This window comes from Pseudomonas sp. NPDC087626, assembly GCF_044743405.1.
Lineage (GTDB): Bacteria > Pseudomonadota > Gammaproteobacteria > Pseudomonadales > Pseudomonadaceae > Aquipseudomonas.
Genome location: NZ_JBIUWJ010000019.1, coordinates 21,118 through 46,406 on the forward strand (window position 1 = coordinate 21,118; position 25,289 = coordinate 46,406).

Sequence of the window (25,289 nt, forward strand, 5' to 3'; positions counted from 1 at the left end):
TCGTTACCCCCTGGGCCCTCAGCGGTTGCTGGTGTCCGGGTCTCTGGGAGGGGGGGCGGGTGAGACATAGGGCCTGACTGTTCCGGGGGTGGCATTAGGGCGCGGATAACCGTTGCCAATGCCGCCGTTATCCAGGGTCGGTGGGCGTGGCACTGGCACGGTGTTGGGCGCGCGAATTACCGGCGCTGGCGGTCGGGTGCCCTGCATGCTGTTGGGGTTGGCCCGGCGAATCGGGTTGTTGTAGGGATTGTTGTTGCTGGCGCCCGGCAGATTCTGCGCAACCACCAGGCCTGGCCCTGCGAGTGCGGCAATCCGGTCCGGATCGTCCTGCGCCTGCGCCATCGATCCCAGCAAGGTCGACGCCAGCAGCGTTACAGCCAACACATACCTGCTCATGATGGAGGTCCTCCACTGTCATGCCGATAAGGTCTTCGATACCACGCTACGCCCAGGGTTCGCCGCTGTGAAGGAAATACTCCCAGACAAGATGTTGCAGGGCTGCCTGCTACCGCGCTCCACCGGGCACCCGCCGGAAACTTTCGCCAACCCGCGCAGGTCACCTGATCATCACAGCGCGAGGCAACGGCGATGGCACGGGCAATCTGGAAAGGCGCAATCAGTTTCGGGCTGGTCCACATCCCGGTGTCCCTGGTCTCGGCCACGGCCTCCCAAGGGGTGGATTTCGACTGGCTGGACAACCGCAGCATGGACCCGGTCGGCTACAAGCGGGTCAACAAGGTCACTGGCAAGGAGGTGACCAAGGAGCACATCGTCAAAGGCGTGCTCTACGAAAAAGGTCGTTATGTGGTGCTCAGCGAGGAAGAAATCCGTTCCGCTCACCCCACCTCGACCCAGACCATCGACATCTTTTCCTTCGTCGATGCCGAGCAGATTCCCCTGCAGAACATTGACACGCCGTACTTCCTGGCCCCCGACAAACGCGGTGGCAAGGTCTACGCCCTGCTGCGCGAGACCCTGGCCAACACCCGCAAGGTCGCCCTGACCCACGTGGTGCTGCATACCCGCCAGCACCTGGCCGCCTTGATGCCGCTGGATTCGGCCCTGGTGCTGGTGATGCTGCGCTGGCCTGCCGAGGTCCGCAGCCTGGACGAACTGGCCCTGGGCAGCGACGTCACCGCCCCGACCCTGGCCAAGGGCGAACGGGACATGGCCAAGCGCCTGGTCGAAGACATGAGCGGCGATTGGCAACCGGCCGACTACCGCGACAGCTTTGAGGACAAGATCATGGCCCTGGTGGAGAAAAAGGCCCGGGCCGGCAAGATCGAGGACGTCGAAAGCGTGCCTGGTGCCGAACCGCGCAAATCCGCCGACGTCATCGACTTGACCGAGCTGCTCAAACGCAGCCTGGGTGGCAAGTCTGCCGCCACGCCCGCAAAAAAAACCGCGCGCAAAGCCACGCCAGCAAAAAAACCGCGTAAGGCTGCCGGCGATTGATCGCCAGGGATCGTGCTAATGACCAAGGCCGTCAGTGAATACACGCGTAAACGCAACTTCGCGATGACTTCCGAGCCGCCAGAAGCGTCCGCGCGCAAGCCCGGTAAAAAAGCCGTTGCAGCCTTGCGCTTCGTGATCCAGAAACATGCCGCGCGCAACCTTCACTACGACTTTCGCCTGGAACTGGCCGGCACCCTGAAAAGCTGGGCAGTGCCCAAGGGCCCAAGCCTGGACCCGAGCCAGAAACGCCTGGCGGTGCATGTCGAGGACCATCCTCTGGATTACGCCAGCTTCGAGGGCACCATTCCCCCCGGGCATTACGGTGCTGGCGAGGTGATCGTCTGGGACCACGGCGTGTGGCAGCCCCACGATGATCCGGAAGCGGCGTACCAAGCCGGCAAACTCAAGTTCACCCTGATCGGCGAGAAGCTCGCGGGCGACTGGACCCTGGTGAAAACCCGCCTGCGCGGCAGCAGTGACAAGGAACAATGGTTGCTGATCAAGGAGCGCGATGCCCAGGCCCGCGCCAGTGCCGACTATGACGTGCTCACGCAACAGCCCGACAGCGTGCTGAGCGAGGCACGCATCGCGGGTAAAAAACCGTCGAGAAAAAACCCGATAAAAGCCGGCAAATCCGCCACAGCCGTCCAGGCGCTGCCCACCCACCTCGCCCCGCAACTGGCGACCCTGGTGGATCAGGCCCCAAGCGGCGATTGGCAGTATGAAATCAAATTCGACGGCTACCGCATCCTGGCGCGGATCGCCGACGGCGAGGTGCGCCTGATCACCCGCAACGGCCACGACTGGACCGCTCGCCTGCCCCGCCAGGCCAAGGCGCTGGCCGCACTCAAGCTCGACGGCAGTTGGCTGGATGGCGAGATGGTGGTGCTCGACGACCAGGGTCTACCGGACTTTCAGGCGCTGCAAAACGCTTTTGAACTCGGGCGGACCCTGGAGATGGTCTATTTCCTGTTCGATGCACCGTTTCTACAGGGTAGCGATCAACGCCAGACGCCCCTCGAACAGCGTCGCGCCGCCTTGAAAAAGGCCCTGGCGCGCCACCGCGGCCAGCTGCTGCGTTTTTCCGAGGCGTTTGTCGCCGAGCAACAGGACATCCTCGCCAGCGCCTGTGCCCTGTCCCTCGAAGGACTGATCGGCAAGCGGCTCGGCAGCCCTTATCAAAGCCGGCGCAGCGCTGACTGGATCAAGCTCAAATGCCGGCGACGCCAGGAATTCGTCATCGTCGGCTACACCCAACCGCAAGGCTCGCGCAGTGGTTTTGGTGCCTTGTTGCTCGCGGTGCATGACGCTGGCGACCTGGTCTACGCCGGCCGCGTGGGGAGCGGTTTCGACCAGCAGACCCTGGACCACCTGCACCAACGGATGTCGGGCCTGGCCCGCGACACCTCACCCTTGGCCAATGCGCTGAGCAGCGCCCAGGCTCGTGGCGTGCACTGGATCAAACCGCAGCTGGTGTGCGAAGTCCAGTTCGCCGAGTGGACCCGCGCCGGCCTGATCCGCCAGGGCGCTTTTATCGCCTTGCGCAGCGACAAACCGGCCAGCCAGATCAGCCGCGAACAAGCCCAGCCCGTCAGCGCCCCTGTGCCAGACAAGAGCAAGAAAAACGAGATGTTGGCCGGCGTTCGGGTCAGCCATCCCGAACGGGTGATCGATAAGGCCAGCGGCACGCAAAAGCTGCAATTGGCGCAGTTCTACGCAGGTATCGGCGACTGGCTCCTGCCTCATCTACGGCAGCGCCCGGTATCGTTACTGAGGGCGCCGGAAGGTGTAGGCGGCGAGCAGTTCTTCCAGAAACACGCAGAGAGAATGGCGATCCCCAACATCCGCCACCTGGCTCCCGGACTGGACCCTGGACATGCACGGCTGATGGCCATCGACAGTGTCGAGGCCCTGGTGGGCGCAGTGCAGATGGGCGCGATCGAGCTGCATACCTGGGGGGCCACCGCCGATCACATCGAGACGCCGGACCAGTTCGTGCTCGACCTGGACCCCGACCCGGCGCTGCCCTGGAAAAGCATGCTGGAGGCCACCCAACTGACCCTGTCGGTGCTCGATGAACTGGGCCTGGAGGCGTACCTGAAAACCAGTGGCGGCAAGGGCATGCACCTGATCGTGCCGCTGGCCCGCACGGAAAGCTGGGACCGGGTCAAGGCCTTCGCCAAAGCCATCGCCCAGTTCATGGCGAGCGAGCTGCCGGAGCGCTTCAGCGCCAAAATGGGACCGCAGAATCGCATCGGCAAAATCTTCATCGACTACCTGCGCAATGCGCGCGGGGCCAGCACAGTCGCGCCCTACTCGGTGCGGGCCCGGGAGGGCCTGCCGGTGTCGGTGCCGGTGCGCCGCGATGAACTGCCGGGGTTACGCAGCGCCCAGCAATGGACGGTGGCCAACCTTGGCGAGCGCTTACGCGCACTCAAGGCCGACCCTTGGGCCGACCTCACTCATCGCCAGCGCCTGAGCGCAAGGATGTGGCAACGCCTGGGGGCGAAAAAACCCTAGATCCAGAGGATCACGGCCAGCAGGCCGCCGAAGATCGCCCACTTTTCCAGGTAGTAGAGCTTGCGATTGCGCTTCTTCAGTTCCTTGCCGCGCAGACGGATCTTGTACAGCCTGGCGAACGCGCGGTTGATCCCGCCGGTTTTATCGCCGGCATCGTTGGGCGCGCCGGCGGCGGACATCACGGTGCGACTGAACCAGGCATTGAACGCAGCTGCCCAGCGGTACTTCAACGGCCGCTCGACGTCGCAGAACAGGATGATGCGATTCTCCTGGGTGGTGTTTTCGGCGTAGTGGATATAGGTCTCGTCAAACATCACCGCCTCGCCATCGCGCCAGTGATAACGCTCGCCGTCGACCTCGATGTAGCAACCGGGGTCATTGGGAGTGTCCAGGCCCAGGTGATAACGATAGGAGCCGGCGTAGGGGTCACGGTGGCGCACCAGTTTTGAACCCGGTGGCAACTCGGCAAACATGGCTGCCTTGATCGAGCCGATACTCTGGACCAGCTCGGTGGTGCGCGGGCACAGCTTGGTCGCCGAAGGATGGCTTTCGCCGTACCACTTCAGGTAGAAACGCTTCCAGCCGGTCTTGAAGAACGAGTTGAAACCCACGTCGTTGTACTGGTCCGAGCGCTTGATCTCCCCCGCCCGCAGCAGGTTCTGGCCTTCTGCGCGAATTTCCTGCCAGTGAGCCTGCAACGGGCTCAGGTCGGGGAAGTCACGGGGGTCCAGGTACGGTCGGTTCGGCAGTTTGGAAAACAGGTAGAGGAAGCAGTTGATCGGCGCCAGGAAGCTCGAATGATCGCTTAACTGGCGACCCAGCTTGTGCCGGACACGACCGCGCAGGTGTACGTACGCGATGGAGAGCAGGTAGAGGGAAACAATGATCAGCTTCACGAAAAATAATCACAGGTCAGAAAAAATACACGCTGCGCGCCACGGGACCTGGCTTAACGCAACATCGGGCATCTATGGCAGGGGCTGAGCACAACGCCAGCACCTGACCATTGGCGCGCATTTTAGTCACAGTTTGTAACCTAGGGAAAACCAACAAATGTGAAAAACTTTAGGCTGGATGTACTGCCGACAACCCGGCACCCTGGCCACTCAGGCAAAATCTCCAGCTACCTGCCCCCTGTTCATGGAAGATCCACCTAATGAAGCCAGCTGCGCGCTTGACCGCTCTTTCGCTGTTCGCCGGCGTGTTCAGCGCCCTGACCAGCGCGTCCGCCTACGCCATTGATTACCCCGATGCCGCTGCCAGCGACCCGATAAAGCTCGGCTGGATGGTCGGTTCGCCACCGCCACCTGCGCGCATCATTCGGTTCGCCGATGGCAGCTACTACCAATTTCCGGCGCTGCGCTGGAGCTTCTCCAACTTCCGCCAGTTGATGCCGACACTGAACGTCTCGCGCGGCCTGGCAGCGCCATCGGTGCTGGCACAGGCACCCGACAACGCCATCGACGCCCTGTCATTCAACACCACGGACAACCAGTCTCTTACCTGGTCGCAATCGCTGGCCGCCACCTACACCGACGGGATTGTCGTGCTGCATCGCGGCAAGGTGGTGTATGAACGCTACTTTGGCGTACTGACGCCCCAAGGCCAGCACGCGGCCATGTCGGTGAGCAAATCCCTGGTCGGCATCCTGGGGGCAACCCTGGTCGCCGAAGGCAAGCTCGACCCGGCACAGCGCGTCGACCACTACGTGCCGGAACTGGCGAGCTCGGCCTTTGGCGATGCGACGCTGCGCCAGGTGCTGGACATGACCACTGGCCTTGAGTACAGCGAAGACTATGCCAACCCCGACGCACAAATCTGGGCCCATGCCAATGCCGGCAACCCCCTGCCCAAGCCCAAGGATTACCGTGGGCCACGCAGCTACTATGAGTTTTTGCAAAGCGTGCAAGCCCAGGGCCGCCACGGCGAGGCCTTTGCCTACAAAACGATCAACACCGACGTACTGGGCTGGGTGATCGCCCGGGCCACCGGGCAAAACGTCGCCCAACTCCTCTCGCAACGCATCTGGAGTCGCCTGGGCATGGAACAGGACGCCTATTTCAGCGTGGACAGCATCGGCACGCCCTTTGCCGGTGGCGGTTTCAACGCCGGGTTGCGGGACATGGCCCGGGTCGCGGAAATGTTGCGCAATGACGGGCAAGCCAACGGCGAGCAGATCGTGCCCAAGGCGGTCGTCGACGAGATCCGTGGCGGTGGCGACAAGGCCGCCTTCGCCAAGGCCGGTTATGGCCTGCTGCAGGGCTGGAGCTACCGCAACATGTGGTGGGTCAGCCACAACCCGAACGGCGCCTTCATGGCCCGCGGCGTTCACGGGCAAAGCCTGTACATCGATCCGCAGGCGCAGATGGTCATCGCCCGTTTCGCCTCGCACCCGGTGGCGGGCAATGCCGCCAATGACCCGGTGACCCTGCCGGCCTTCGCCGCCCTCGCGCAGCATCTGCTCCAGCAGCCTTGAGGCACGGCGACCCGTCCTGGCGGTGCCCACACCGACACCGCCAGGCTGTCCAAGCAGATTAATGAGCATTATTGATTGGTATTAGCTGCGCGCCAGGGCTCCACTGCCGCCCCCCCGGCTGCTCCGGCGGTGTGCTGGTGGATGAAAATCATCGATTCGACATCCCTATCATTTCCAATTGAGCGTCTATGCTGGATTTACCCTTCTCATGCCGTTGCTGTCCGCCCCCGGAGGCTCTCCATGCTACCCACCCCTGTGACCGAGAAATCCTTCTCCCGGGATATGCTTGATGTGCTGATCCGTGCGGGACTGCTCGCGGTCCTCCTGATGTTCTGCTTCCGCATTTTCAGCCCGTTCCTGGACTTGATGCTGTGGTCGGTGATTCTGGCGATCACCCTGTACCCGTTGCACGGCAAACTCAGCCGCAAGCTGGGCACCAGTGGCGGGCACACCGCGACCGTGATGGTGCTGATCGCCGTGGCGATCCTGTTGGTGCCGGTCTATCTGTTGGGCACCTCGATCGTCAGCTCGGTGGAAAGCGCCATGACCATTGTCCGGGCCGACACCGTGCATATCCCGGTTCCGCCTGATTCGGTAGCCACCTGGCCACTGGTGGGCGAAAAACTCCATAGCCTGTGGATGCAAGCCGTCACCGACCTGCCGGTGCTGGTGCAAAAGTACATCCCCGAGATCAAGCACTTCAGCCTCGCCCTGCTGAGCAAGTTGGCCGGCGCCGGTGCGGGTTTCCTGATCTTCATCTTTGCCCTGATCATCGCCGGGATCTTCATGGCCTACGGTGAAAGCGGCAGCCGCAGCGCGGTGCATATTGTTTCGCGGGTCTGCGGCCCGGACCGTGGCCCGTCCATCACCGAGCTGTGCACCGCGACCATTCGCGCGGTAGCCCTGGGCGTGATCGGCATTGCCTTCATTCAAATGCTGCTGGTGGGTGCCGGGTTCGTCCTGATGGGCGTACCTGCTGCCGGCCTGCTGGCCCTGGCGGTGCTACTGCTGGGCATCATGCAACTACCGGCCACGCTGATCACGTTGCCGGTGATCATCTTCGTGCTGGCCAGCCAAGGGGCGACGACCGCCACCATCATCTTCTCCATCTATGTGTTCATCGCCGGCCTGGTGGATAACGTGCTCAAGCCCCTGCTACTGGGGCGCGGCGTCGACGTGCCGATGCCAGTGGTGCTGATCGGCGCCCTGGGCGGCATGGTCACCAACGGCATCATCGGCCTGTTCATTGGCCCGGTGGTCCTGGCCGTGGCCTACCAGTTGTTCTGGCAATGGGTACAGGACCAGCCACCCGCTTCCCGACCCGACAAACTGGGGCAGTCCTGACACGGGCGGGTGCACTGCATGCTTAAATCCTGCCATCCAGGGCACCTGTTGCTGGTTGCGCTGCTCGGTCTCGGCGGCTGCGTGCGCCTGGGCCCCGACTTCCAGAGTCCGGCGCAGCCCTGGACGCGGCAGTGGAACAGCGCCGCCCTCGAACAGGCCAGCCAACGCGGCGACAATCCGGACCTGCGTCAATGGTGGCGGGTGTTCAACGACCCGCTGCTCGACCGCTTGATTGCCGCTGCCGATGCCCACAACTCAAGCCTGCAGATCGCCGGCTTGCGGGTCATGGAGGCCCGCGCGCAACTGGGCATCGCGCAAGCCGGGCTCTATCCGCAAGTGCAGCAGGCCAGCGCCGATAGCCTCTACGTGAACCGTAGCCAGGCCGGCGGCAAAAACCCGCAGAGCAGTAACTTCTGGCAGTACAGTGCTGGCTTCGATGTCGGCTGGGAGTTGGACTTCTGGGGCCGTTTCAGTCGCGCCATCGAGTCCTCGGATGCCAGCTACTTCGCCGCCCAGGCCAACTATGAGGATGTCCTGGTGCTGCTGCGCGCCCAGGTCGCCGATACCTACTTCGCCCTGCGCACCACCGAAGCACGGCTACGCGTGGCACGGGAAAACAGCACCCAGCAGAAGCGCAGTTTCGAGATCACCGAAAAGCTCTTCAACAGCGGCCAGACCGCCGAGCTTGACGTGCAACAAGCCAAGACCCAGTACCTGGGAACCCTGAGCAACATTCCCAGCCTGGAAGATCAGGCGGCACGCACCCGCAACGCCCTGGCCGTGTTGATCGGGCAACCGCCGGGGGCGCTGCCGCAACTGAGCCTGAATACTGGCCTGATACCGCTGGTGGACCGCGCCGTGCTGCAGGACGTGCCCGCCGAACTGCTGCTGCGCCGCCCCGACGTGCGGGCCGCGGAGCTGAATGTCGCGGCGCAGTCGGCACTGATCGGTGTGGCCGAATCCGACCTGTATCCGTCCCTGAGCCTGCTGGGCAGCATCGTCTGGTCAGCCAATTCTCTGGGCGGCACCTCCAATAACCTGGACCTGGTCGGTGGCCCCAGCTTGCGCTGGAACATCTTCGATTACGGGCAGATCCACAACAACGTGCGGGTGCAGGATGCTCGCTTGCAGCAACTGATCGAAGCCTACCGCGACAAGGTCCGCCAGGCGGCGCGCGAAGCCGACGATGCCGCCACCGGATTGACCAAGGCCCTGGAGCGCGAGCGCATCCTGCGCGAGGCGGCATTTGCCGCCGAACGTTCGCTGGTGCTGGCAAACGCCCAATACCGCGAGGGCTACTCGGACTTCCAGCGGGTCCTCGATGCGCAGAGCGCGCTGCTGGCGCAACAGGACAATTACCTGCTCAGCCGCAGCACCGCCGTCAGCAACCTGATTGCCCTGTACCGGGCCCTGGGAGGTGGCTGGTACAGCGCCCAGGCGAAAATCGATGTAGATACGCGCCAGCAAATGGAACAACGCACCGACTGGGGCGACCTGCTGCAGGAACCCGCCAACCCGCCACCCGCCCCAGTCCCGGCTCCCGCTCCCCAAGGTGATCAACGATGAGTGACGTCCCGCCGCCCGCCGCCAAGGCTCCCGAACCTGCCGCCGAACCGGTGAACAAAAGCCTCAAGTGGGTTGTGCTGCTCATCGTCCTGAGCCTGGCCTGGTACCTGCTGGCGGACCGCTTCACGCCCTACACCCAGCAGGCGCGCGTGGGCGCCTTTGTCATCCCGGTGGCGTCCGAGGTAGCGGGTCGGGTGATCAAGGTCAATGTGCGCAACAACCAGGACGTCAAGGCCGGGGACGTGCTGTTCGAAGTCGATCCGCAGCCCTACCAGATTGCCGTCGACCGGGCCCGTGCCGACCTTGAGTCGACCCGCCGGCAGATCGGCGCCAGCACCGCCGGGATTGCCGCAGCGCAAGCCAACCTGCGCGCGGCCCAGGCCAACGAACTCAAGACCCGTCAGGACAACCAGCGCCTGGAAGGCTTGTACCGGGAAGACCGCGGGACCATTTCCGTGCGCTTGCTGGAAGTCTCCCGCGCCAACCACGCCCAGGCGGTCAGCCAGGTAGCTGCCGCCCGCGCCGAAGTCCAGCGCGCCCGTGAGCAGGAAGGCGGCAGCGAGCAGGACAACGCCTTGTTGCGCAGCGCCGCCACCGCGCTGTCGAAAGCCGAACTGGACCTGGCCAATACCCAGGTGCATGCACGCTCGGCGGGCCTGATCACCGACTTGCGTACCGATACCGGGCAGTTTGCGGCTACCGGTACCCCGGTCATGACCCTGATCGCCATCCACGATGTGTGGATCAGTGCCGACATGACCGAGAACAACCTCGGCCTGGTCAAGACCGACACCGAGGTATCCATCGTCCTCGACGCCCTGCCCGGCGAGGTTTTCAGCGGCCACGTGCGCAGCGTCGGCTACGGTGTCAGCGTCGGCCAACCGACCTCCCCCGGCGCCCTGCCTACTGTGCAGAACAGCCGCGATTGGCTACGCCCGGCGCAACGTTTCCCGGTGATCATCGAGTTTTCCGCCGAGTCCCTGGCCAGCCTGCGCGACGGCCGTGGAATACGCGCCGGTGGCCAGGCGGAAGTCATGGCGTTCCCCACCGCTGGCAACCCGCTCAATCCCCTTGGCCGCTTGTTCCTTGGGTTGATGAGCTGGCTGTCGTATGCCTACTGAGCGCTCGCCACAGGCCCAGCGCGCGCTGCGCCTGGCCTGCGGTACGGCGCTGTGCCTGACGGTCAGCTTCGGCCTGGCGCTGCCGATTCCCTTCATGGCACCGGTGCTGGCGCTGATGCTGCTGGTGTCACTCAACCAACCGCTGTCGTTCAAGGCCGGCCTGGGCCTGATCCTGGTCGCCCTGTTCACCACCGGCGTCGGACTGCTGCTGATCCCGGTGCTGCGCTACTACTCGGCCAGCGGCGTACTGCTGATCGCGTTGGCGCTGTTTGTGGTGTTTCGCATGGGTTTGCGTGGCGCCAATGGCCTGGTGGTGACCTTTCTGATTATCGGCCTGACCCTGATCTCCGCTGCCGGCGTCGCCGACTTCGGCCTGGCGGTGACGGTGATCGAGGCGCTGGGCAAGGGCCTGTTCCTCGCGATGCTGTCGGTAGGCGTGAGCCACTGGCTGTTTCCCGACCCTGGTAACGCGCCCTCCCCCCCGCCGGCCCCGGCCCTCAGCCCAGCAGAGATTACCCGGGTCGCGCTGCGCGCCACGTTGATCGTGCTGCCGACTTTTGTCCTGGTGCTGCTTGACCCGGCCAGCTACTTGCCGATCGTCCTCAAGGCCGTCAGCCTGGGGCAACAGAGCTCCACCACCGGAACCCGCCACGCCGGGCGCGAACTGATCGGCTCGACCCTGCTCGGCGGCCTGCTGGCGATATTGTTCTGGTGTGGACTGAGCCTGTTTGTCCACCTTTGGATGTTTTTCCTGTGGACCCTGCTGTTCACCTTGCTGGTGGCGCGCAAGCTCTACCGCCTGCGCCCGACCGCACAAAGCCCGGGCTTCTGGCTAAACACCCTGGTGACCATGATCATCCTGCTCGGTCAATCGGTACAAGACAGCGCCGCCGGCAAGGACGTCTACACCGCATTCGCGATCCGCATGGGGCTGTTTATCCTGGTGACCCTCTATGCCTGCCTGATGGTCCACCTGCTGGATCAACGCCGACGCAACGCCCCGCTCAACCCTCCTGCTCTTGCAAAATAGAGGCGTTGTCGCTGATCGCACTGCAACTGCCCGCCTCCAGGCAATGGGTGATGTAGATGACTTGTTTGCCGCAACCGCGCACACCGATGGTGTACTCCGTGCGTTGACTGGAATAGGGAATAAAGCTGATCTTGCTGGTGATCACCGCCGAAGTGACGTTTTCACAATTGATTTCGTACTGCGCGCGTTTAGTCGCGGTCAGGAGGGCCGACTCTTTACTGGTAGCCAGCGCCTCTTTATCACTCATGCACCCGCCCAGGCTGACCATTAGGAACGAGGCAAGCAAACACGCAGCGGGGGCGACTCGACGCTTCATGGAAATACCTTCCAGCTCAGTTGACGGTATTCGCCCGTTCCCTGGCTCCAACCTTGAGCCTGTAAACCCTTACCGGGCGAATGAGCACAGCTTAGGGCTGCGCACTGAACAGTTCTTTAGGAGGATTCTTAATTTGCCGGTTGCTTACAAAGCTGTGCGCAATCCAGGTGCTTATCGATCAACCCGGCCGCTGCAGGTGAGTGGGTAAACCCAAGTCATGACCCGCGTCGGGGAACACCTGCAGTTGCGCGTGCGTTATCAGTTGCGCAAGGCCCCGGGCAAAAACGGCAACTGCTCAGGTGGGGTGATCATTGGCTCGTTCCTTGAGGTGGATGTGTGGCCCAGCAGTATGCCGCTGGGCAGCACGTGTAGCTTGATGGATCTGGGGGTTCTAACAGCTTCTTAGAAGCTATAGCGGGCGGTCAGCTTCACATTGCGTGGGTCGCCGTAGATGTCGTACGGGCTATAGCCACCATTGGCCACGCTGCTGTAGTAGGTGCGGTCGAACAGGTTGTTGACGTTGAGCTGCAGATCCAGTTGCTCGGTGGCCTGGTAGCCTCCTACCAGACCGACCACGGTGTAGGAGCCCTGCTGGTTTTTCCATGCGCTGGCACCGGTTCCTCCCGAAGTGCGTATGCGGCTCTGCTGATAGACATCACCACCAATGCGCCAGCGCTGCAGGTCATCGGGCAGGGTGTAGATCGTCGCCAGCTTGAATAGCTGGCGCGGTTTCTTGCGGTCGAAGTCTTCGCCTTCTTTGGCTGCGTTGGCGTCGTTGACGTATTGGGTCTGGGTGTAGGTGTAACCGCCAGCCAATTGCCAGTTGTCGGTCAGGGCGCCCTGGATTTCCAGGTCAATGCCCTTGCTGCGCACCAGGCCAGCGGCCTCATAGCAGGCACTGGCGGCGCCTGAACCGCAACCTTTGATATCAGGCAACTCCTGGGCGCGATTCTTCTGATCGATCTGGAACACTGCCATGTTGGTATTCAGCGCGCCATCAAAGTACTCGCCCTTGATGCCCACTTCGTAGTTCTCACCCACTACGGGCTCGATCACGTTGCCGCCTATGCCTTTTTCGCTTTGCGGTTTGAAGATATCGGTGTAGCTGACATAGACCGAGTGATTGGCGTTGAGATCGTAGACCAGGCCGGCATAGCGGGTCAGGTTGCGAGTGACCTTGTAGTTGCTTTGACTGTTTGCGCTGTCATCGAATTCGTACCAGTCCAGACGGCCACCGAGAATCAGCGACAGTGGCTCGCTCAAACGCAGGCGGGTACTGGCATAGAAGCTGTCCTGGGTGGTGGTCTCGGGAAGGCCATCAGGCCCCCTGACGTAATCCGGCTTGTCATGACCCCGTGGGTCCCACTCGAAAAGATTGCTGCCTGCGTCGATGAAATCGCTCCAGGCCTTTCCGGAACGATAATCCAGCTTGCGCTTGCTTACGCCCAGGCTCAGGTCATGTTCTTGACCGAGCAACTGGAAAGGGCCGCTCAGCGCCAGGTCGTAGCCGGTTTCCTTCTGCTCCATGGCTTCGGTCCAGAGGTAGTGGCGATCGTATTCCCATATCGAAGAGGCCAGCACGTCGGTGTCGGTCTTCGATTGCATGGCTGCCAGGCGTAAGGTCCAGTCGTTGGCCAAGCCTTGCTCAAGAGTGGCGAAATAGCCGGTAGTGCGATTGTCGGAATACTCCCAGTCATTACCGAGGAAGGTGTCACGTGGCAGCCCGAGATGACCGCCACCACGGGCCATCGGCAACCCGCCCCAGATGTAGTTGGTGTAGTTCTTCTGCCGGTAGCCACCGAATGTCAGGGTGGTGCTTTCACTCAGGTCGGCGTCGACCACGCCGTAGTACAGATCCGCATCACTTTCCACCGAGTCGCGGAAGCTTTTGGCATCCTCGCGCGAGATCACGGTACGGGCACGCAGGGTACCGTTGTCATTGAGCGGGCCGCCGACATCCAGGGTGCCGGCGTAATCGTCCCAACTCCCGGCACTGCCGGTGAGCGTGCCCTGGAATTGATGGGTCGGGCGCTTGCGTATCAGGTTGATGGCGCCAGCAGGGTTGCCGGCGCCCTGGGCCAGCCCGGTGGCGCCGCGCACGATTTCGACCCGGTCATACATGGCCAGGTTGGCCTCTCCACTGGGCAGGTAGGTCAGGAAGCTGGTGGGAAAACCGTCGTACATGATGTTGTCGATGTCGAAACCGCGAGCGCTGAATGTCGGCCGCCCCGCCCCGCCGGAGTTGTTCAGAAAAACCCCCGGTGCGCTTTGGGCGACATCGCTGATGCTGGTCATGGCCTTGTCGTCCATACGCTTGCGCGTGACCACGCTGACCGTCTGCGGTGTTTCGCGCAAGGTCAGGGGCAGCTTGGTGGCAGTCTGCATAACCCCGGTGGTATAGGAACCGCTATTCTCAGTGGTCGCCGCCAGGTGCTGTCCGGTAATGCTGGTAGCGCCCAGTTCCAGACTGGTGCCGGTGTCCTGCGGTGTCAGCAGGTACAGCCCGCTACCCTGCGGTGAAGCTTGCAGGCCGGTACCCTGCAACAGTTGCTGCAGGCCGCCTTCCACGCTGGTGGCGGCATTCAGGCCAGGGCTGCGCAACCCCTCCACCAGGCCCGGTTCGATGGGCAGGGTGATATCCGCCTGGCTGGCGAACTCGGCGAGCGAACTGCTCAGGTTGCCGGCTGGCACCTGATAGGCACGCTTATGCTGCGCGCCTTGCTCGGCGGCCTGCAGCGATGCGGTGGCCAGGCTGCCGCCCGCAATGATCAGACCCAGTGCGGCAGCGTGTACTGCCCGCGCCAATGGTTGCATGCCCTGCTTCGTCGCCATGTGTTCGTCCCAGCCCTGTAAAATTGATGTGGTTACAGAAGGGACACGCGACCTGAAGAAAACACGACAATGATTCTTATTAACTTTACGCGCGGGCCGTGAGAGTGACCCAGTAGGGCGTGCGGTAGTGGACGCTCACCGGCAGAGTCTGGCTCAGTGCATGAAGAATCTGGTCGGTATCACGCAACTGGAAGGTGCCGGAGATCAGCAGTCCGGCGACCGCAGGATCGCAACGCAGCAGGCCAGGTCGATAGCGATCCAGCTCGCGGATGAAGGCATCGAGGCGCATTTTTTCTACGCGCAGCACGCCGCTGATCCAGTCCAGACGATTCTGCGCCAATGCCAGTGATGGCTCCGCAGCCAGGGGGGTGACATGGGTCTGCCGGCCGGCCGTCAGGCGCATCAGGCCGTCATCACCCCGTGACAGTCGCGGACGCACCAGGACAGCGCCCTCCAGAGCGGCGAGGTAAGTGCTGTGCGGGTACTGACGCACCACAAAGCGGCTGCCGAGCAAAGTGAGTTGTGCTTCGGCGGTATCGACAATGAATGGCCGCCTGGCATGCTCGCGAGGCACCTCGACGAGCATCTCTCCGCTGATCAGGCGCACACGACGAATGCTCTCGTCGTAGGCGATATCGACGGCGCTGCCAGTGTTCAGGCGAATCTGTTCGCCATCCGGCAGATGCAGCGTGCGTTGTTCCCCGGTGGCGGTACGCTCGTCCGCCTGCCACTCGCGCCACGGCAGGCGTTGCTGTACTGCGAATCCGAGCGGGGCGGCGGCGATCAGCAACGCCAGGGTCTTGAGGGTCTGGCGCCGATCCAGGCCGCGCGGGCGTTCCAACGCTGTCCGTCCGGCATCACCGGCAAGCTGCTGGGAGCGCTCGCTGAAGCGCTTGGCCAGTTGCCAGGCGCGTTCGTGATCAGCGTGCCGCGCCCGCCACTCCGCGCCGGCGGCATGCTCGGCGGCACCGGCACCGCTGTTCTGCAAGCGCACGAACCAGCCCGCCGCTTCCCGGGCAATGCGCCGGTCGATGGGCGTATTACTCATGCAACGCGCCCTGGCTGGCGAGCATGATGCACTCTTCAAAAGCCCGCGCCAGATAACGTTGTACTGAACGCACACTGAGATTGAGGCGGCTGGCGATCTCTTCCTGCGTGTAACCCTCCAACTGCGCCATCAGGAACGCCTGCCGGCTTTTGGCTGGCAATAGGGTCAGTACCTGGTCGATCTCGTCGAGGGCCTCGAGCACCAGCGCCTGATGTTCCGCAGACGGCGCCAGGTCTTCCGGGGTTTGCGCCAGGGTGGCCAGGTAGGCCTGCTCCAGTGAGCGACGGCGGTAGAGATTGATGGAAAGGCGATTGGCGATGGTTGCCAGATAGGCGCGCGGCGTCGTGAAGTTCAGCGGCTCGCCAGGTGCACTGCTGAGCAGCCGCACGAACGTATCCTGGGCCAGGTCCCCCGCATCGGCGGCATTGCCCAGGCGTTTGTGCAGCCAGCGTTGCAGCCAACCGTGGTGGTGGCTGTAGAGCTGATCGATGGCCTGGTTAGGGTGGCGGTTTGCCGATGAAGTGGACTGCACGGTATAGGAGATACATGAATGAGAATGCATCGCATTCTAGCAGTGTCAGACCGTGCTCGTACAAGCAAAGGGTTCAGGTCCTACGGTCCCCCCCCCATTGGCGGGTACCGGGCTGCGGTATTTCGTCGCGGGGCTCAACACGGATATGGCGCTTATTGGGTTACAGCCCCTCCTCCGTGCTGAGGTAGGATCAGGTTTTTTCACGATATAGGTGAGCCATGGCCGTCCCGCAAAACAAAGAGCAATTGCTGGATGCCATAGAGACTCACTATGAAAAACTTCTCTGCACCCTCAACAGTGTGCCAACGCAATGGCTCGACGAATGCACCCTGGAGGGACACGCCAAAGGGACTCAGATGAGCGTTGCCAACCTCGTCGCCTACCTCGTGGGCTGGAACGAATTGGTGTTGAAGTGGCTGGAAATGGATGCTCGCGGGCAAGTTATCGACTTCCCGGAAACCGGCTTCAAGTGGAACCAGCTGGGCGAGTTGGCGCAGAAGTTCTACCACGACTACGAGGGCATTGCTTTTGCGCAGTTGCTCGAGCGACTCGACATGGCGAAACAGCGGATCGTGTCCTTCATCCGCAGTCACGCCAACGCCGACCTCTATGAGTGCCCGTGGTATGAGCGCTGGACGATGGGGCGAATGATCCAATTCAACACCGCATCGCCCTATGACAATGCACGCGGGCGCTTGCGCAAATGGCTGAAAACCAGGGATTGCAAAGGTGTTGGCCACTCCCTGCGTGTTCCCGCTGTCGAGCAACAGTGAGTCCATCAAGCAGCCATCTGATCGACACAGACAGTGGGGGCCGGCCTTGAAGGCATTGGTGATGCCTCATCGGCTGCCGTACAACTGCCGTCATACTTATGCGACAATATGCGTTATGTCTGGCATGAACCCCGCATTCATTTCCCAGCAACTCGGCCAACACCTGCCGATGTTGCTGTCTACTTATGCGCGATGGATCAACTCACGCTCAGGCTGGAGTGCAGCGAAACATACTCCAGATGGGTCAGAAATTGCTCCCGGCTGCAAAATGCGCAACCTAAGCTATTGAAAGGTAAAGTAATTGATCTCCACAGCAAATATCACGATGCAGTTCGGCGCCAAGCCGTTGTTCGAGAACGTCTCGGTCAAATTTGGTGCAGGTAACCGCTACGGCCTGATCGGCGCCAACGGTTGCGGCAAGTCGACCTTCATGAAAATCCTCGGCGGCGACCTCGATCCGTCCGGCGGCCAGGTCATGCTCGAGCCGAACGTGCGTCTGGGTAAATTGCGCCAGGACCAGTTCGCCTACGAAGAATTCAGCGTGATCGACACCGTGATCATGGGTCACGAAGAGCTGTGGAAGGTCAAGGCCGAGCGCGATCGCATCTACTCGCTGCCGGAAATGACCGAAGAAGACGGCATGGCCGTTGCCGAGCTGGAAACCGAGTTCGCCGAGATGGACGGCTACACCGCCGAATCCCGTGCGGGTGAACTGCTGCTGGGCCTGGGTATTGGCATCGAACAACACTTCGGCCCGATGAGCGAAGTCTCGCCAGGCTGGAAACTGCGCGTGCTACTGGCACAGGCCCTGTTCTCCGATCCGGAAGTGCTGCTGCTCGACGAACCAACCAACCACCTGGACATCAACACCATTCGCTGGCTGGAAAACATCCTGACCCAGCGTTCGAGCCTGATGATCATCATCTCTCACGACCGTCACTTCCTGAACAGCGTCTGCACCCACATGGCTGACCTGGACTACGGCGAGCTGCGCCTGTTCCCGGGCAACTATGACGAGTACATGACCGTGGCGACCCAGTCCCGCGAGCAACTGCTCTCGGACAACGCCAAGAAGAAAGCGCAGATCTCGGAACTGCAATCGTTCGTCAGCCGCTTCTCGGCCAACGCCTCGAAAGCCAAGCAGGCCACCTCCCGTGCCAAGGCGATCGACAAGATCCAACTGGCCGAGGTCAAGCCTTCGAGCCGGGTCAGCCCATTCATCCGTTTCGAGCAGACCAAAAAGCTGCACCGCCAGGCGGTCATCGTCGAGCGTATGGCCAAAGGCTTCGACGGCAAGCCGCTGTTCAAGGACTTCAGCTTCCAGGTTGAAGCCGGCGAGCGCGTCGCGATCATCGGCCCTAACGGCATCGGCAAAACCACCCTGCTGCGCACCCTGGTCAACGAGCTGAGCCCGGATGCCGGTAGCGTGAAATGGACCGACGCCGCGGAAATCGGCTACTACGCCCAGGACCACGCGTCGGACTTCGAAGACGAATCCAACCTGTTCGACTGGATGGGTCGCTGGACCACCGGTGGCGAGCAACTGGTACGCGGCACCCTGGGCCGCATGCTGTTCTCCAACGATGAGATCCTCAAGTCGGTCAAGGTCATCTCCGGTGGTGAGCAAGGTCGCATGCTGTTCGGCAAGCTGATCCTGCAAAAGCCAAACGTGCTGGTCATGGACGAACCGACCAACCACTTGGACATGGAATCCATCGAAGCGCTGAACCTGGCGCTGGAGAACTACCCGGGCACGCTGATCTTCGTCAGCCACGACCGTGAATTCGTATCGTCCCTGGCCACTCGCATCATCGAGCTGAGCCCAAGCGGCGTGACCGACTTCAGCGGCACCTACGACGACTACCTGCGCAGCCAAGGCGTGGTGTTCTAAGGTCAGCTGTCAGTTTCAAGTGAAACGCTACAAGTAAAAGCCCTGTCCTGGTGACGGGGCTTTTTTATTTCTTTTGTCCCGAAGTGCGAGGGCCTGCGAGGACTGCGGGCTCGACAGCTGCTACGGGGGACTGGGGGACTCCCGAGATCCAGGATGAGTCAGAGGCCGCCATCGCGGGCGAGCCCGCTCCCACATCTAATCAGCCATCACCACAGCAACGGATTTTCACTCCGACCTATGTGGATCGTGAGCATTTGGCTACCATCACCCACGCTCTCGACTTTCACGGATGATGTTGCCCATGACCACGCCCACCGCCAGTGCCGATACCGCACTGACGCACAGTACTTTTGACTTGCGCCCGCTACTGGTCGCCAACATGGCCTGCACCATGGCGATGATGGCTTTTGTTTCGCTGATCGGCCCGATTTCCCGGGTGCTGGGCATGGCCACCTGGCAAGCCGGGGCTGCGGTGACGGTGTCCGGAGTGCTGTGGATGATCCTTGCCCGACCCTGGGGCGAGTTCAGCGACCGCCGTGGACGCCGGCATATCCTGTTGCTCGGCGTCGGCGGTTTCACCCTCGCCTACTGGGCGCTCTGCGTGTTCATCGACCTCTCCCTGCAATGGCTGCCGTCGGCCCTGGTGGGGTTTATCGGGATCATGCTCGGACGCGGGATCATTGGCGTGTTCTACGCGGCGATTCCGGTGGGTTGCAACGCCTTGATCGCCGACAACCTCGAACCCCGTCTTCGCGCTCCCGCCATGGCCTCACTGGGCGCCGCCAACGCCTGTGGCCTGGTCATCGGCCCGGCGATTGCTGCCCTGCTGTCGCGCTATAGCCTGAGCCTGCCGTTCTACGCCATGGCCCTGCTGCCGTTGCTGGCGTTCCTGGTGCTGCGGTTCAAGCTCAAGGGCCAGGAGCTGCACCTCAAGCAAGCCCCGCGCAGCGTACGCCTCAACGACCCACGCCTGCGCCGGCCAATGGCCGTGGCCTTCGTGGCCATGCTCTGTGTGTCGATCGCCCAGATCACTGTCGGCTTCTACGCCATCGACCGCCTGGGCATGGGCCCGGCCGAAGCGGCGCAAACCGCCGGCATCGCCCTGACCATGGTCGGCCTGGCGCTGATTTGTGCGCAGTTGATCGTGCGCAAACTGGATTGGTCGCCGCAGCGCCTGATCCGCATCGGCGCGCTGATTGCAGCGTGCGGCTATGCCGGCAGCATGTTGGCCGACACGGCCTGGGGCCTGTGGTTGTGCTTTTTTGTCTCTGCGGCGGGCATGGGCTGGATCTTCCCGTCCTTCGCCGCCCTGGCCGCCAATGCCGTGGAGGCCGGCGAACAAGGCGCCACGGCCGGCAGCATCGGTGCCGCCCAGGGTTTTGGCGTGGTCATCGGGCCCTTGGCCGGGACCCTGATCTATGCCCTGGAACCGCGCCTGCCCTACCTCTGCGCTGCAGCCCTGTTGGTGCTGGTGGCGGTGTGGCCGTCGCGCAAGCCGCGCTGAGCCTCAGAGGATGCGATAAAGCAGACGCTCGATCCGTACCCGGCTGACCCGACGCAGAAACTTGCTGACGTCCGGCGGGTACTCCAGCAGCGTCTCCAGTTGCTGATAACGCTCGATACGGCTGGTATTGCGGAAAATCTGCGCCAGCTCGCGACGACGGGGCTCCTGCAGCTCGGCCTTGGGATCATCGATCAACAAGGCGTTTTCCAGGTCCAGGCGAAATGCCCGCGGGTTGAGGTTGTTGCCGGTCAACAGGGTGTAGCGCTCGTCGACCCACATGCCCTTGAGGTGATAGGTGTTGTCACCGTCACGCCACAGGTGCAGGTTCAACAGCCCACTGTCGATCACCCGTTGGTGTCGCTTGGCGAAGCGCCGCAGGCTGATCTCGTAGAGGTATGGCAGCGCCGCGATGACCCGGAATGGCTCGCTTGGCGGGATATAGAAGTCATTGGCGGTCTTGTCGCCGACCACGATATCGACCTTCACCCCACGGGCCAGGGCCCGGTTGATCTCGCGGGTGACCGGCAAGGGCAGGTTGAAGTACGGCGTGCAAATGGTCAGTTGTTGTTGGGCACTGGCAATCAGTTCGCAAATCACCCGGTTCAGCGGGTTGTTCTTGCCCACTCCCAGCAGCGGACTCACCGACAGGCCACCCTTGACCACCTCACCGGCGGCGGTGTCGTAGGCCGCATGCTTGAGGCGGCTGCGCAGATCGCCAATGTCGTGGCGCAGGCTACGGGTGCTCGGCAGGTTCGGCAGGTCCAGGCGGTGCACCGCCTTGGAGGTGATCAGCCCGTGTTGCACCAGGTGTTGCATGGAGTCGGCCAGCGCGCGGTTGCGCAGCAGGTGATAACGATCAAAGCGGTACTTGTCGAACTTGTGCAAGTAAACGTTGTTCAGGCTGGCGCCGCTGTAGATCACACAGTCATCGATCACGAAGCCCTTGAGGTGCAACACCCCGAACAACTCGCGGGTCTGGACCGGGACGCCATACACCGGCACTTCGCTGGCGTGGTCGCGGGTCATCTGCTGGTACCAGGCCGAGTTGCCCGGCTGTTTACCTGCACCGATCAGGCCGCGCTGGGCCCGCAGCCAGTCCACCACAACCACCACATCGAGTTCCGGACGTGCGGCTTTGGCGGCGTGCAGGGCATCGAGGATTTCCTGGCCGGCTTCATCCTGTTGCAGGTACAGCGCGACAATGTAGATGCGCCGGGTCGCCTGGGCGATCTGCTCCAGCAGGCAACGACGGAACTCGGCAGCGCCATCAAGGATGGTGACCGCATCGGCGGTCAGCGGGAAACTGCGCAGTTTTGGCAGCAGGGAACGTTTGAAAAGCGACGGCATAGGGCTCGCAAATGGGTCGAATCCGAAGAACCCACGAGCTTACACCATGTCCGAAAAAATAGACATTTCGAATCTAGCATTGACCAAGGAGAATGATCGTTCTACTCTTTGCCACATGAACTCAATCACTAGTAACGACACCCGCGATATTATCCTCGACGTCACCGAAAAGTTAATCTACCGAAGTGGCATTGCCGCCACGGGCATGGACTTGCTGGTGAAAACCGCCGGGGTCTCGCGCAAGAGCATCTATCGCTACTTCGCCAACAAGGACGAGTTGATCGTTGCCGCCCTGCAGCGTCGCGATCAGCGCTGGATGCACTGGTTCACCAGCCAGGTGGACCAGGCCCCGACTGCTGGCGAGCGCCTGCTCAAGCTGTTCGACGTGCTCAAGGCCTGGTTCGCCAGCGAAGGCTTTCGCGGCTGCGCATTCATCAACACCAGTGGCGAGACCGGCGATCCCCAGGACCCGGTGCGCCAGGTCGCCAAAGCGCATAAAGACAAGCTGCTCGACTACCTGCACACCCTGTGTCTCGACCATGCCGTGCAGGACCCACACGCACTGGCCAGGCAGTTGCTGATCCTGATCGATGGCGCCATTACCGTCGCCCTGGTGACGGGTGATCAGAGTGCCGCTGATACTGCGCAAGACATGGTGCGCAAGCTGTTACAGCTCGAATGCGTCAATCCGTAGACACCTGCTGTTTTTACCCCAACCTGCCCGGAGCCACTTTATGTCCTCTGCTGCCGAAGTTCGTCCGCCCTTGCCTCCCTTCACCCGCGAGTCGGCCATGCACAAGGTGCGCCTGGCCGAAGACGGCTGGAACTCCCGCGACCCACAGCGGGTGTCGCTGGCCTATACCCTGGACACCCAATGGCGCAACCGCGCCGAGTTCATCAACGACCGCGAGCAAGCCAGGGTTTTCCTCACCCGCAAATGGGCCCGGGAGCTGGATTACCGGTTGATCAAGGAGCTCTGGGCGTTCAGCGATAACCGCATCGCCGTGCGGTATGCCTACGAATGGCACGACGACTCGGGCAACTGGTACCGCTCCTACGGCAATGAAAACTGGGAGTTCGATGAACAGGGCCTGATGGCCAAGCGGTATGCCTGCATCAACGACCTGCCGATCGAGGAGCACCAGCGTCTGTTCCATTGGCCCCTGGGCCGGCGGCCGGACGACCATCCCGGGCTGTCTGAGCTGGGTCTGTAGAGCTTGAGCTTAAGCCGCCTGGGGTAGCGCTTTCGGGCCTCGCAGTTTTCGGATAGCGCCACCCCCGGGCGCCCTGCACCATGCGCGGCTCATTCGCCACAGCCCATGGGTAATCCAGTGATACGCCTCTTTCGCCTGCTTCCAGTGGTCCTGCTCCTCGCCGTGACCGGTTGTACGACAATGCCCGACGCTGACACACGCCATTCCGGATTCCTCAACGACTACGCAAGGCTGAGCAAGGACCCGCAATGGCCCAAGAGCGAAATGTGGGTCAAGCCTGGCCTTGAAATAAACCAGGCCTACCAGAAACGGGTCTACCTGGAGCCGCCGCGCTTTTACTTTACCGGCAAGGACCTCTCGCGCAGCCCGGCGGACACCACCGCCATGCTCAAATACCTGAACCAGGCGCTGCAGCATCAGTTCCTGACGGCAGGCTACGAAGTAACCCGTCGCCCGGAACCCCATGCGCTGATGCTGCGCACCGCCATCACCGGCACCGAACGCACCCCGCGTGACCTGTCGATTCCCGAATACCTGCCGATCGGGTTTGTCATCGGCGGCGCCATGTACCTGACTGGCACCCGGGATGAAAGCCTGCGCATCTTCTTTGAAAGCGAAATGCGCGACGCCCAGACTGGCGAACTTCTGGCTCAATCCGTCAGCGCCACCACTGGCAAGCAAATCTCGCCATCGGACGCCACCAAGGTCGAGGACACCTACCCCGCCCTCGATGCCTGGGCCAAACAATTGCGCGAGCGCGCTGACCTGGCCTTCGCCAAACAAACCACCACCGACTGATCCGACACCTGGCAACAGTCCCCTGGTTGGCCAGACCGTGGCTGACCAGCAGAACTTCGCGAACACGAGCACCCAAGAGGACGAACCATGAGCCATTCTTTCACCTTGAAAAACGGCTCGAAGGCCCTGTTCAATCCTGAGGACTCCAGGTTATCGATCACCACGCCCCTGGGCGAAGTTCAGCACAGCACCCTGGGTCGAGCCGAATCACGCCTGCTGGATCTGATGCTCGCTGAACCTGGGGTGATCAAGTCCCGCGAGCAGATTATCGAGCACACCTGGAATGATCGGGTGGTCGCCTCGGGCAGCTTGAACCAGGTGGTGTTCTCCCTGCGCAACTTGCTCAACGACAGCCGCGATCACGAAATCCTGATGACCATTCCGCGCCGTGGCTATCGCTTCAACCCGGCGTATGTCAGCGCCGGGACCACCTTGCAGGCTCAGCCGACGCCTGAGCCGGTCGAGCTGGAACCCATCAGGGTGGCCACCCCAACCGCTGATACAGCGCCTACTGTCGAACCGAAACAGCCCATCGGATGGCTATCGATTGCCTGTGCCGTGACCCTGCTCACGTGCCTGGCAACCCTGGCCCACTACACGTTCTCGACCAAGGCGCCGAGCATCGAAGTGGCCAGCTCCCAGCGTGAGCAGTTGACCATCAATACCCTGGGTAGCAGCCTCGATTCGGCCCGGGCACTCAACACCGCGGTCGAGCAACAACTGCAAGACCTGCCGAAGAACCTGGTCGGCCAGGTCTGGATCAACCAGTCCCGCTCCAACTACTCGATCTCCTGCATTCGCGCCGATCAAAGTACCCGCAATATGCTGTTCAACCCCCAGCAAAAACCACTCGCCAGCATGCTTGCGCAATGCCTGGAGGTGACCCTGTGAACCGCCAGACAAAAACCCTTGTGCAGTGGCTGTTGCTGGGGCTGATCAACCTGGGCTGTATCGGAGCTTGGCTCTATTCGCCGGTGCCGTTCGAGAACAACAGCAACTTTCACACCCAGAGCCAGCAGTGGCTGGATGACCAGAGCCAATTGAACACCGAGGAATACCTCACGGTGAACGCGCATCGAATGACCCACTCGACCATCGAAAGTCTCAATGGCAAGTTCCGTCATGCCACCTTGACTGCCGACATCACCCAATCGGGCAATGACGCCCTCCAGGTACAAGTGGTGCGCGCCAAACTGAGCCATGATCGCGAACTGTTTGCCATCGAAAAAACCCCGGAGCTGTTTTTTCGTCGCCAGTACGTCGTCCAGGAAGGCTCCACGCTCAACTACAGCCTGCTGGCGACGCCCAGTGAAAACACCCTGTGTTTCTTCCTCCATGAAATGGACCGCCTGCGCTGCATGAACCACTGAAATCCCGGCAAATGACAATCAATCATTTCCATTGCGCGCCTGGCATTCCCACCCTGCTCCATTTCCCTGTCCCTAGGAGGTCAGCATGCTCAGCCGTCGCTTGAATCGCTTGCCACTCAAACAAAAGATCCTGCTGTGCACCTTCGCCTACC

22 protein-coding genes are annotated in these 25,289 nt (G+C 62.1%); 15 read left to right on the forward strand and 7 right to left on the reverse strand.

All coding sequences use genetic code 11. The annotated features are described in order from the left end of the window. Positions 1–18: 18 nt before the first annotated feature. A complete protein-coding gene (locus tag ACIOVD_RS17030) occupies positions 19–396 on the reverse strand; it encodes a hypothetical protein (protein WP_401129193.1) in 378 nt (125 codons plus the stop codon). Between the two features lie 192 nt (positions 397–588). Between ACIOVD_RS17030 and ACIOVD_RS17035 the strand changes: the two genes are divergently transcribed. Together ACIOVD_RS17035 and ligD are read left to right on the forward strand one after the other, a co-directional pair. After that, on the forward strand, positions 589–1,455 hold the full coding sequence (locus ACIOVD_RS17035) for a Ku protein (RefSeq protein WP_401129195.1): 867 nt from the start codon (positions 589–591) through the stop codon (positions 1,453–1,455). Between the two features lie 18 nt (positions 1,456–1,473). After that, positions 1,474–3,975 (forward strand): DNA ligase D, encoded by a 2,502-nt coding sequence (ligD, locus tag ACIOVD_RS17040; protein ID WP_401129197.1) that lies wholly within the window; start codon positions 1,474–1,476, stop codon positions 3,973–3,975. On the opposite strand, the gene lpxO is transcribed toward ligD, so the two are convergent. Next, complete coding sequence (gene lpxO, locus ACIOVD_RS17045; RefSeq protein WP_095168337.1) at positions 3,972–4,871, reverse strand: lipid A hydroxylase LpxO; 900 nt, start codon at positions 4,869–4,871, stop codon at positions 3,972–3,974. The genes ligD and lpxO overlap by 4 nt on opposite strands. Before the next feature lie 260 nt (positions 4,872–5,131). On the opposite strand from lpxO, the gene ACIOVD_RS17050 reads away from it, so the two are divergent. The 5 genes from ACIOVD_RS17050 (at position 5,132) to ACIOVD_RS17070 (ending at position 11,512) form a co-directional block, all read left to right on the forward strand. Beyond that, a complete protein-coding gene (locus ACIOVD_RS17050) occupies positions 5,132–6,451 on the forward strand; it encodes a serine hydrolase domain-containing protein (RefSeq protein ID WP_401129200.1) in 1,320 nt (439 codons plus the stop codon). Between the two features lie 240 nt (positions 6,452–6,691). Beyond that, on the forward strand, positions 6,692–7,795 hold the full coding sequence (locus tag ACIOVD_RS17055) for an AI-2E family transporter (RefSeq protein WP_159995624.1): 1,104 nt from the start codon (positions 6,692–6,694) through the stop codon (positions 7,793–7,795). Positions 7,796–7,813: 18 nt separating this feature from the next. Beyond that, positions 7,814–9,361 (forward strand): efflux transporter outer membrane subunit, encoded by a 1,548-nt coding sequence (locus ACIOVD_RS17060; protein WP_401129202.1) that lies wholly within the window; start codon positions 7,814–7,816, stop codon positions 9,359–9,361. After that, the gene (locus ACIOVD_RS17065; RefSeq protein WP_095168346.1) at positions 9,358–10,482 is read left to right on the forward strand and encodes an HlyD family secretion protein; all 1,125 of its coding nucleotides are present in this window, start codon (positions 9,358–9,360) and stop codon (positions 10,480–10,482) included. Before ACIOVD_RS17060 ends, ACIOVD_RS17065 begins: the two co-directional genes overlap by 4 nt. Beyond that, positions 10,472–11,512 (forward strand): DUF2955 domain-containing protein, encoded by a 1,041-nt coding sequence (locus ACIOVD_RS17070; RefSeq protein WP_401129204.1) that lies wholly within the window; start codon positions 10,472–10,474, stop codon positions 11,510–11,512. The genes ACIOVD_RS17065 and ACIOVD_RS17070 overlap by 11 nt, the downstream gene beginning before the upstream one ends. On the opposite strand, the gene ACIOVD_RS17075 is transcribed toward ACIOVD_RS17070, so the two are convergent. From ACIOVD_RS17075 to ACIOVD_RS17090, 4 genes are all read right to left on the reverse strand, one after another. Beyond that, the gene (locus ACIOVD_RS17075; protein WP_143501186.1) at positions 11,487–11,759 is read right to left on the reverse strand and encodes a hypothetical protein; all 273 of its coding nucleotides are present in this window, start codon (positions 11,757–11,759) and stop codon (positions 11,487–11,489) included. The two genes, ACIOVD_RS17070 and ACIOVD_RS17075, sit on opposite strands and share 26 nt — an antisense overlap. Positions 11,760–12,230: 471 nt before the next feature. Then, positions 12,231–14,660, reverse strand: coding sequence for a TonB-dependent siderophore receptor (locus ACIOVD_RS17080; RefSeq protein ID WP_401129206.1), 2,430 nt, complete (start codon positions 14,658–14,660; stop codon positions 12,231–12,233). Between the two features lie 85 nt (positions 14,661–14,745). Then, positions 14,746–15,708, reverse strand: coding sequence for a FecR domain-containing protein (locus ACIOVD_RS17085; protein WP_401129208.1), 963 nt, complete (start codon positions 15,706–15,708; stop codon positions 14,746–14,748). After that, on the reverse strand, positions 15,701–16,270 hold the full coding sequence (locus ACIOVD_RS17090; protein ID WP_401129210.1) for a sigma-70 family RNA polymerase sigma factor: 570 nt from the start codon (positions 16,268–16,270) through the stop codon (positions 15,701–15,703). Before ACIOVD_RS17090 ends, ACIOVD_RS17085 begins: the two co-directional genes overlap by 8 nt. Positions 16,271–16,458: 188 nt before the next feature. Here ACIOVD_RS17090 and ACIOVD_RS17095 point away from each other — a divergent pair, with 188 nt between their 5' ends. From ACIOVD_RS17095 to ACIOVD_RS17105, 3 genes are all read left to right on the forward strand, one after another. Next, entirely contained in the window at positions 16,459–17,013 is a 555-nt protein-coding gene (locus tag ACIOVD_RS17095) for a ClbS/DfsB family four-helix bundle protein (protein ID WP_401129212.1), read from the forward strand. 301 nt (positions 17,014–17,314) lie between these two features. Next, a complete protein-coding gene (locus tag ACIOVD_RS17100; protein ID WP_095168355.1) occupies positions 17,315–18,904 on the forward strand; it encodes an ABC-F family ATPase in 1,590 nt (529 codons plus the stop codon). Positions 18,905–19,205: 301 nt separating this feature from the next. Beyond that, entirely contained in the window at positions 19,206–20,408 is a 1,203-nt protein-coding gene (locus tag ACIOVD_RS17105) for an MFS transporter (RefSeq protein ID WP_401129214.1), read from the forward strand. A gap of 3 nt (positions 20,409–20,411) precedes the next feature. Here the strand turns inward: ACIOVD_RS17105 and pssA are convergent, their stop codons facing one another. Beyond that, positions 20,412–21,755 (reverse strand): CDP-diacylglycerol--serine O-phosphatidyltransferase, encoded by a 1,344-nt coding sequence (pssA, locus tag ACIOVD_RS17110; protein ID WP_095168358.1) that lies wholly within the window; start codon positions 21,753–21,755, stop codon positions 20,412–20,414. 115 nt (positions 21,756–21,870) lie between these two features. Between pssA and ACIOVD_RS17115 the strand changes: the two genes are divergently transcribed. The 5 genes from ACIOVD_RS17115 (at position 21,871) to ACIOVD_RS17135 (ending at position 25,137) form a co-directional block, all read left to right on the forward strand. Continuing rightward, positions 21,871–22,449, forward strand: coding sequence for a TetR/AcrR family transcriptional regulator (locus ACIOVD_RS17115; protein WP_095168360.1), 579 nt, complete (start codon positions 21,871–21,873; stop codon positions 22,447–22,449). A gap of 40 nt (positions 22,450–22,489) precedes the next feature. Next, positions 22,490–22,969: a nuclear transport factor 2 family protein gene (locus ACIOVD_RS17120; protein WP_095168362.1), complete on the forward strand. Its 480-nt coding sequence runs from the start codon at positions 22,490–22,492 to the stop codon at positions 22,967–22,969. A gap of 180 nt (positions 22,970–23,149) precedes the next feature. Beyond that, entirely contained in the window at positions 23,150–23,767 is a 618-nt protein-coding gene (locus ACIOVD_RS17125; RefSeq protein WP_159987292.1) for a DUF3313 domain-containing protein, read from the forward strand. 87 nt (positions 23,768–23,854) lie between these two features. Continuing rightward, positions 23,855–24,658, forward strand: a complete 804-nt coding sequence (locus tag ACIOVD_RS17130) for a transcriptional regulator (RefSeq protein WP_401129218.1) — start codon at positions 23,855–23,857, stop codon at positions 24,656–24,658. Further along, positions 24,655–25,137 carry a hypothetical protein gene (locus ACIOVD_RS17135; RefSeq protein WP_237234990.1) on the forward strand — a complete coding sequence of 161 codons (483 nt, stop codon included), beginning with the start codon at positions 24,655–24,657 and terminating at the stop codon, positions 25,135–25,137. The genes ACIOVD_RS17130 and ACIOVD_RS17135 overlap by 4 nt, the downstream gene beginning before the upstream one ends. Positions 25,138–25,289: the final 152 nt, after the last annotated feature.

Coding starts and splice junctions, on each gene's coding strand:
- ACIOVD_RS17030 (WP_401129193.1), bottom strand. CDS start 396: ATGAGCAGGTATGTGTTGGCTGTAACGCTGCTGGCGTCGACCTTGCTG.
- ACIOVD_RS17035 (WP_401129195.1), top strand. CDS start 589: ATGGCACGGGCAATCTGGAAAGGCGCAATCAGTTTCGGGCTGGTCCAC.
- ligD (WP_401129197.1), top strand. CDS start 1,474: ATGACCAAGGCCGTCAGTGAATACACGCGTAAACGCAACTTCGCGATG.
- ACIOVD_RS17050 (WP_401129200.1), top strand. CDS start 5,132: ATGAAGCCAGCTGCGCGCTTGACCGCTCTTTCGCTGTTCGCCGGCGTG.
- ACIOVD_RS17055 (WP_159995624.1), top strand. CDS start 6,692: ATGCTACCCACCCCTGTGACCGAGAAATCCTTCTCCCGGGATATGCTT.
- ACIOVD_RS17060 (WP_401129202.1), top strand. CDS start 7,814: ATGCTTAAATCCTGCCATCCAGGGCACCTGTTGCTGGTTGCGCTGCTC.
- ACIOVD_RS17065 (WP_095168346.1), top strand. CDS start 9,358: ATGAGTGACGTCCCGCCGCCCGCCGCCAAGGCTCCCGAACCTGCCGCC.
- ACIOVD_RS17070 (WP_401129204.1), top strand. CDS start 10,472: ATGCCTACTGAGCGCTCGCCACAGGCCCAGCGCGCGCTGCGCCTGGCC.
- ACIOVD_RS17075 (WP_143501186.1), bottom strand. CDS start 11,759: ATGAGTGATAAAGAGGCGCTGGCTACCAGTAAAGAGTCGGCCCTCCTG.
- ACIOVD_RS17080 (WP_401129206.1), bottom strand. CDS start 14,660: ATGGCGACGAAGCAGGGCATGCAACCATTGGCGCGGGCAGTACACGCT.
- ACIOVD_RS17085 (WP_401129208.1), bottom strand. CDS start 15,708: ATGAGTAATACGCCCATCGACCGGCGCATTGCCCGGGAAGCGGCGGGC.
- ACIOVD_RS17090 (WP_401129210.1), bottom strand. CDS start 16,270: ATGCATTCTCATTCATGTATCTCCTATACCGTGCAGTCCACTTCATCG.
- ACIOVD_RS17095 (WP_401129212.1), top strand. CDS start 16,459: ATGGCCGTCCCGCAAAACAAAGAGCAATTGCTGGATGCCATAGAGACT.
- ACIOVD_RS17105 (WP_401129214.1), top strand. CDS start 19,206: ATGACCACGCCCACCGCCAGTGCCGATACCGCACTGACGCACAGTACT.
- pssA (WP_095168358.1), bottom strand. CDS start 21,755: ATGCCGTCGCTTTTCAAACGTTCCCTGCTGCCAAAACTGCGCAGTTTC.
- ACIOVD_RS17115 (WP_095168360.1), top strand. CDS start 21,871: ATGAACTCAATCACTAGTAACGACACCCGCGATATTATCCTCGACGTC.
- ACIOVD_RS17120 (WP_095168362.1), top strand. CDS start 22,490: ATGTCCTCTGCTGCCGAAGTTCGTCCGCCCTTGCCTCCCTTCACCCGC.
- ACIOVD_RS17125 (WP_159987292.1), top strand. CDS start 23,150: ATGCCCGACGCTGACACACGCCATTCCGGATTCCTCAACGACTACGCA.
- ACIOVD_RS17130 (WP_401129218.1), top strand. CDS start 23,855: ATGAGCCATTCTTTCACCTTGAAAAACGGCTCGAAGGCCCTGTTCAAT.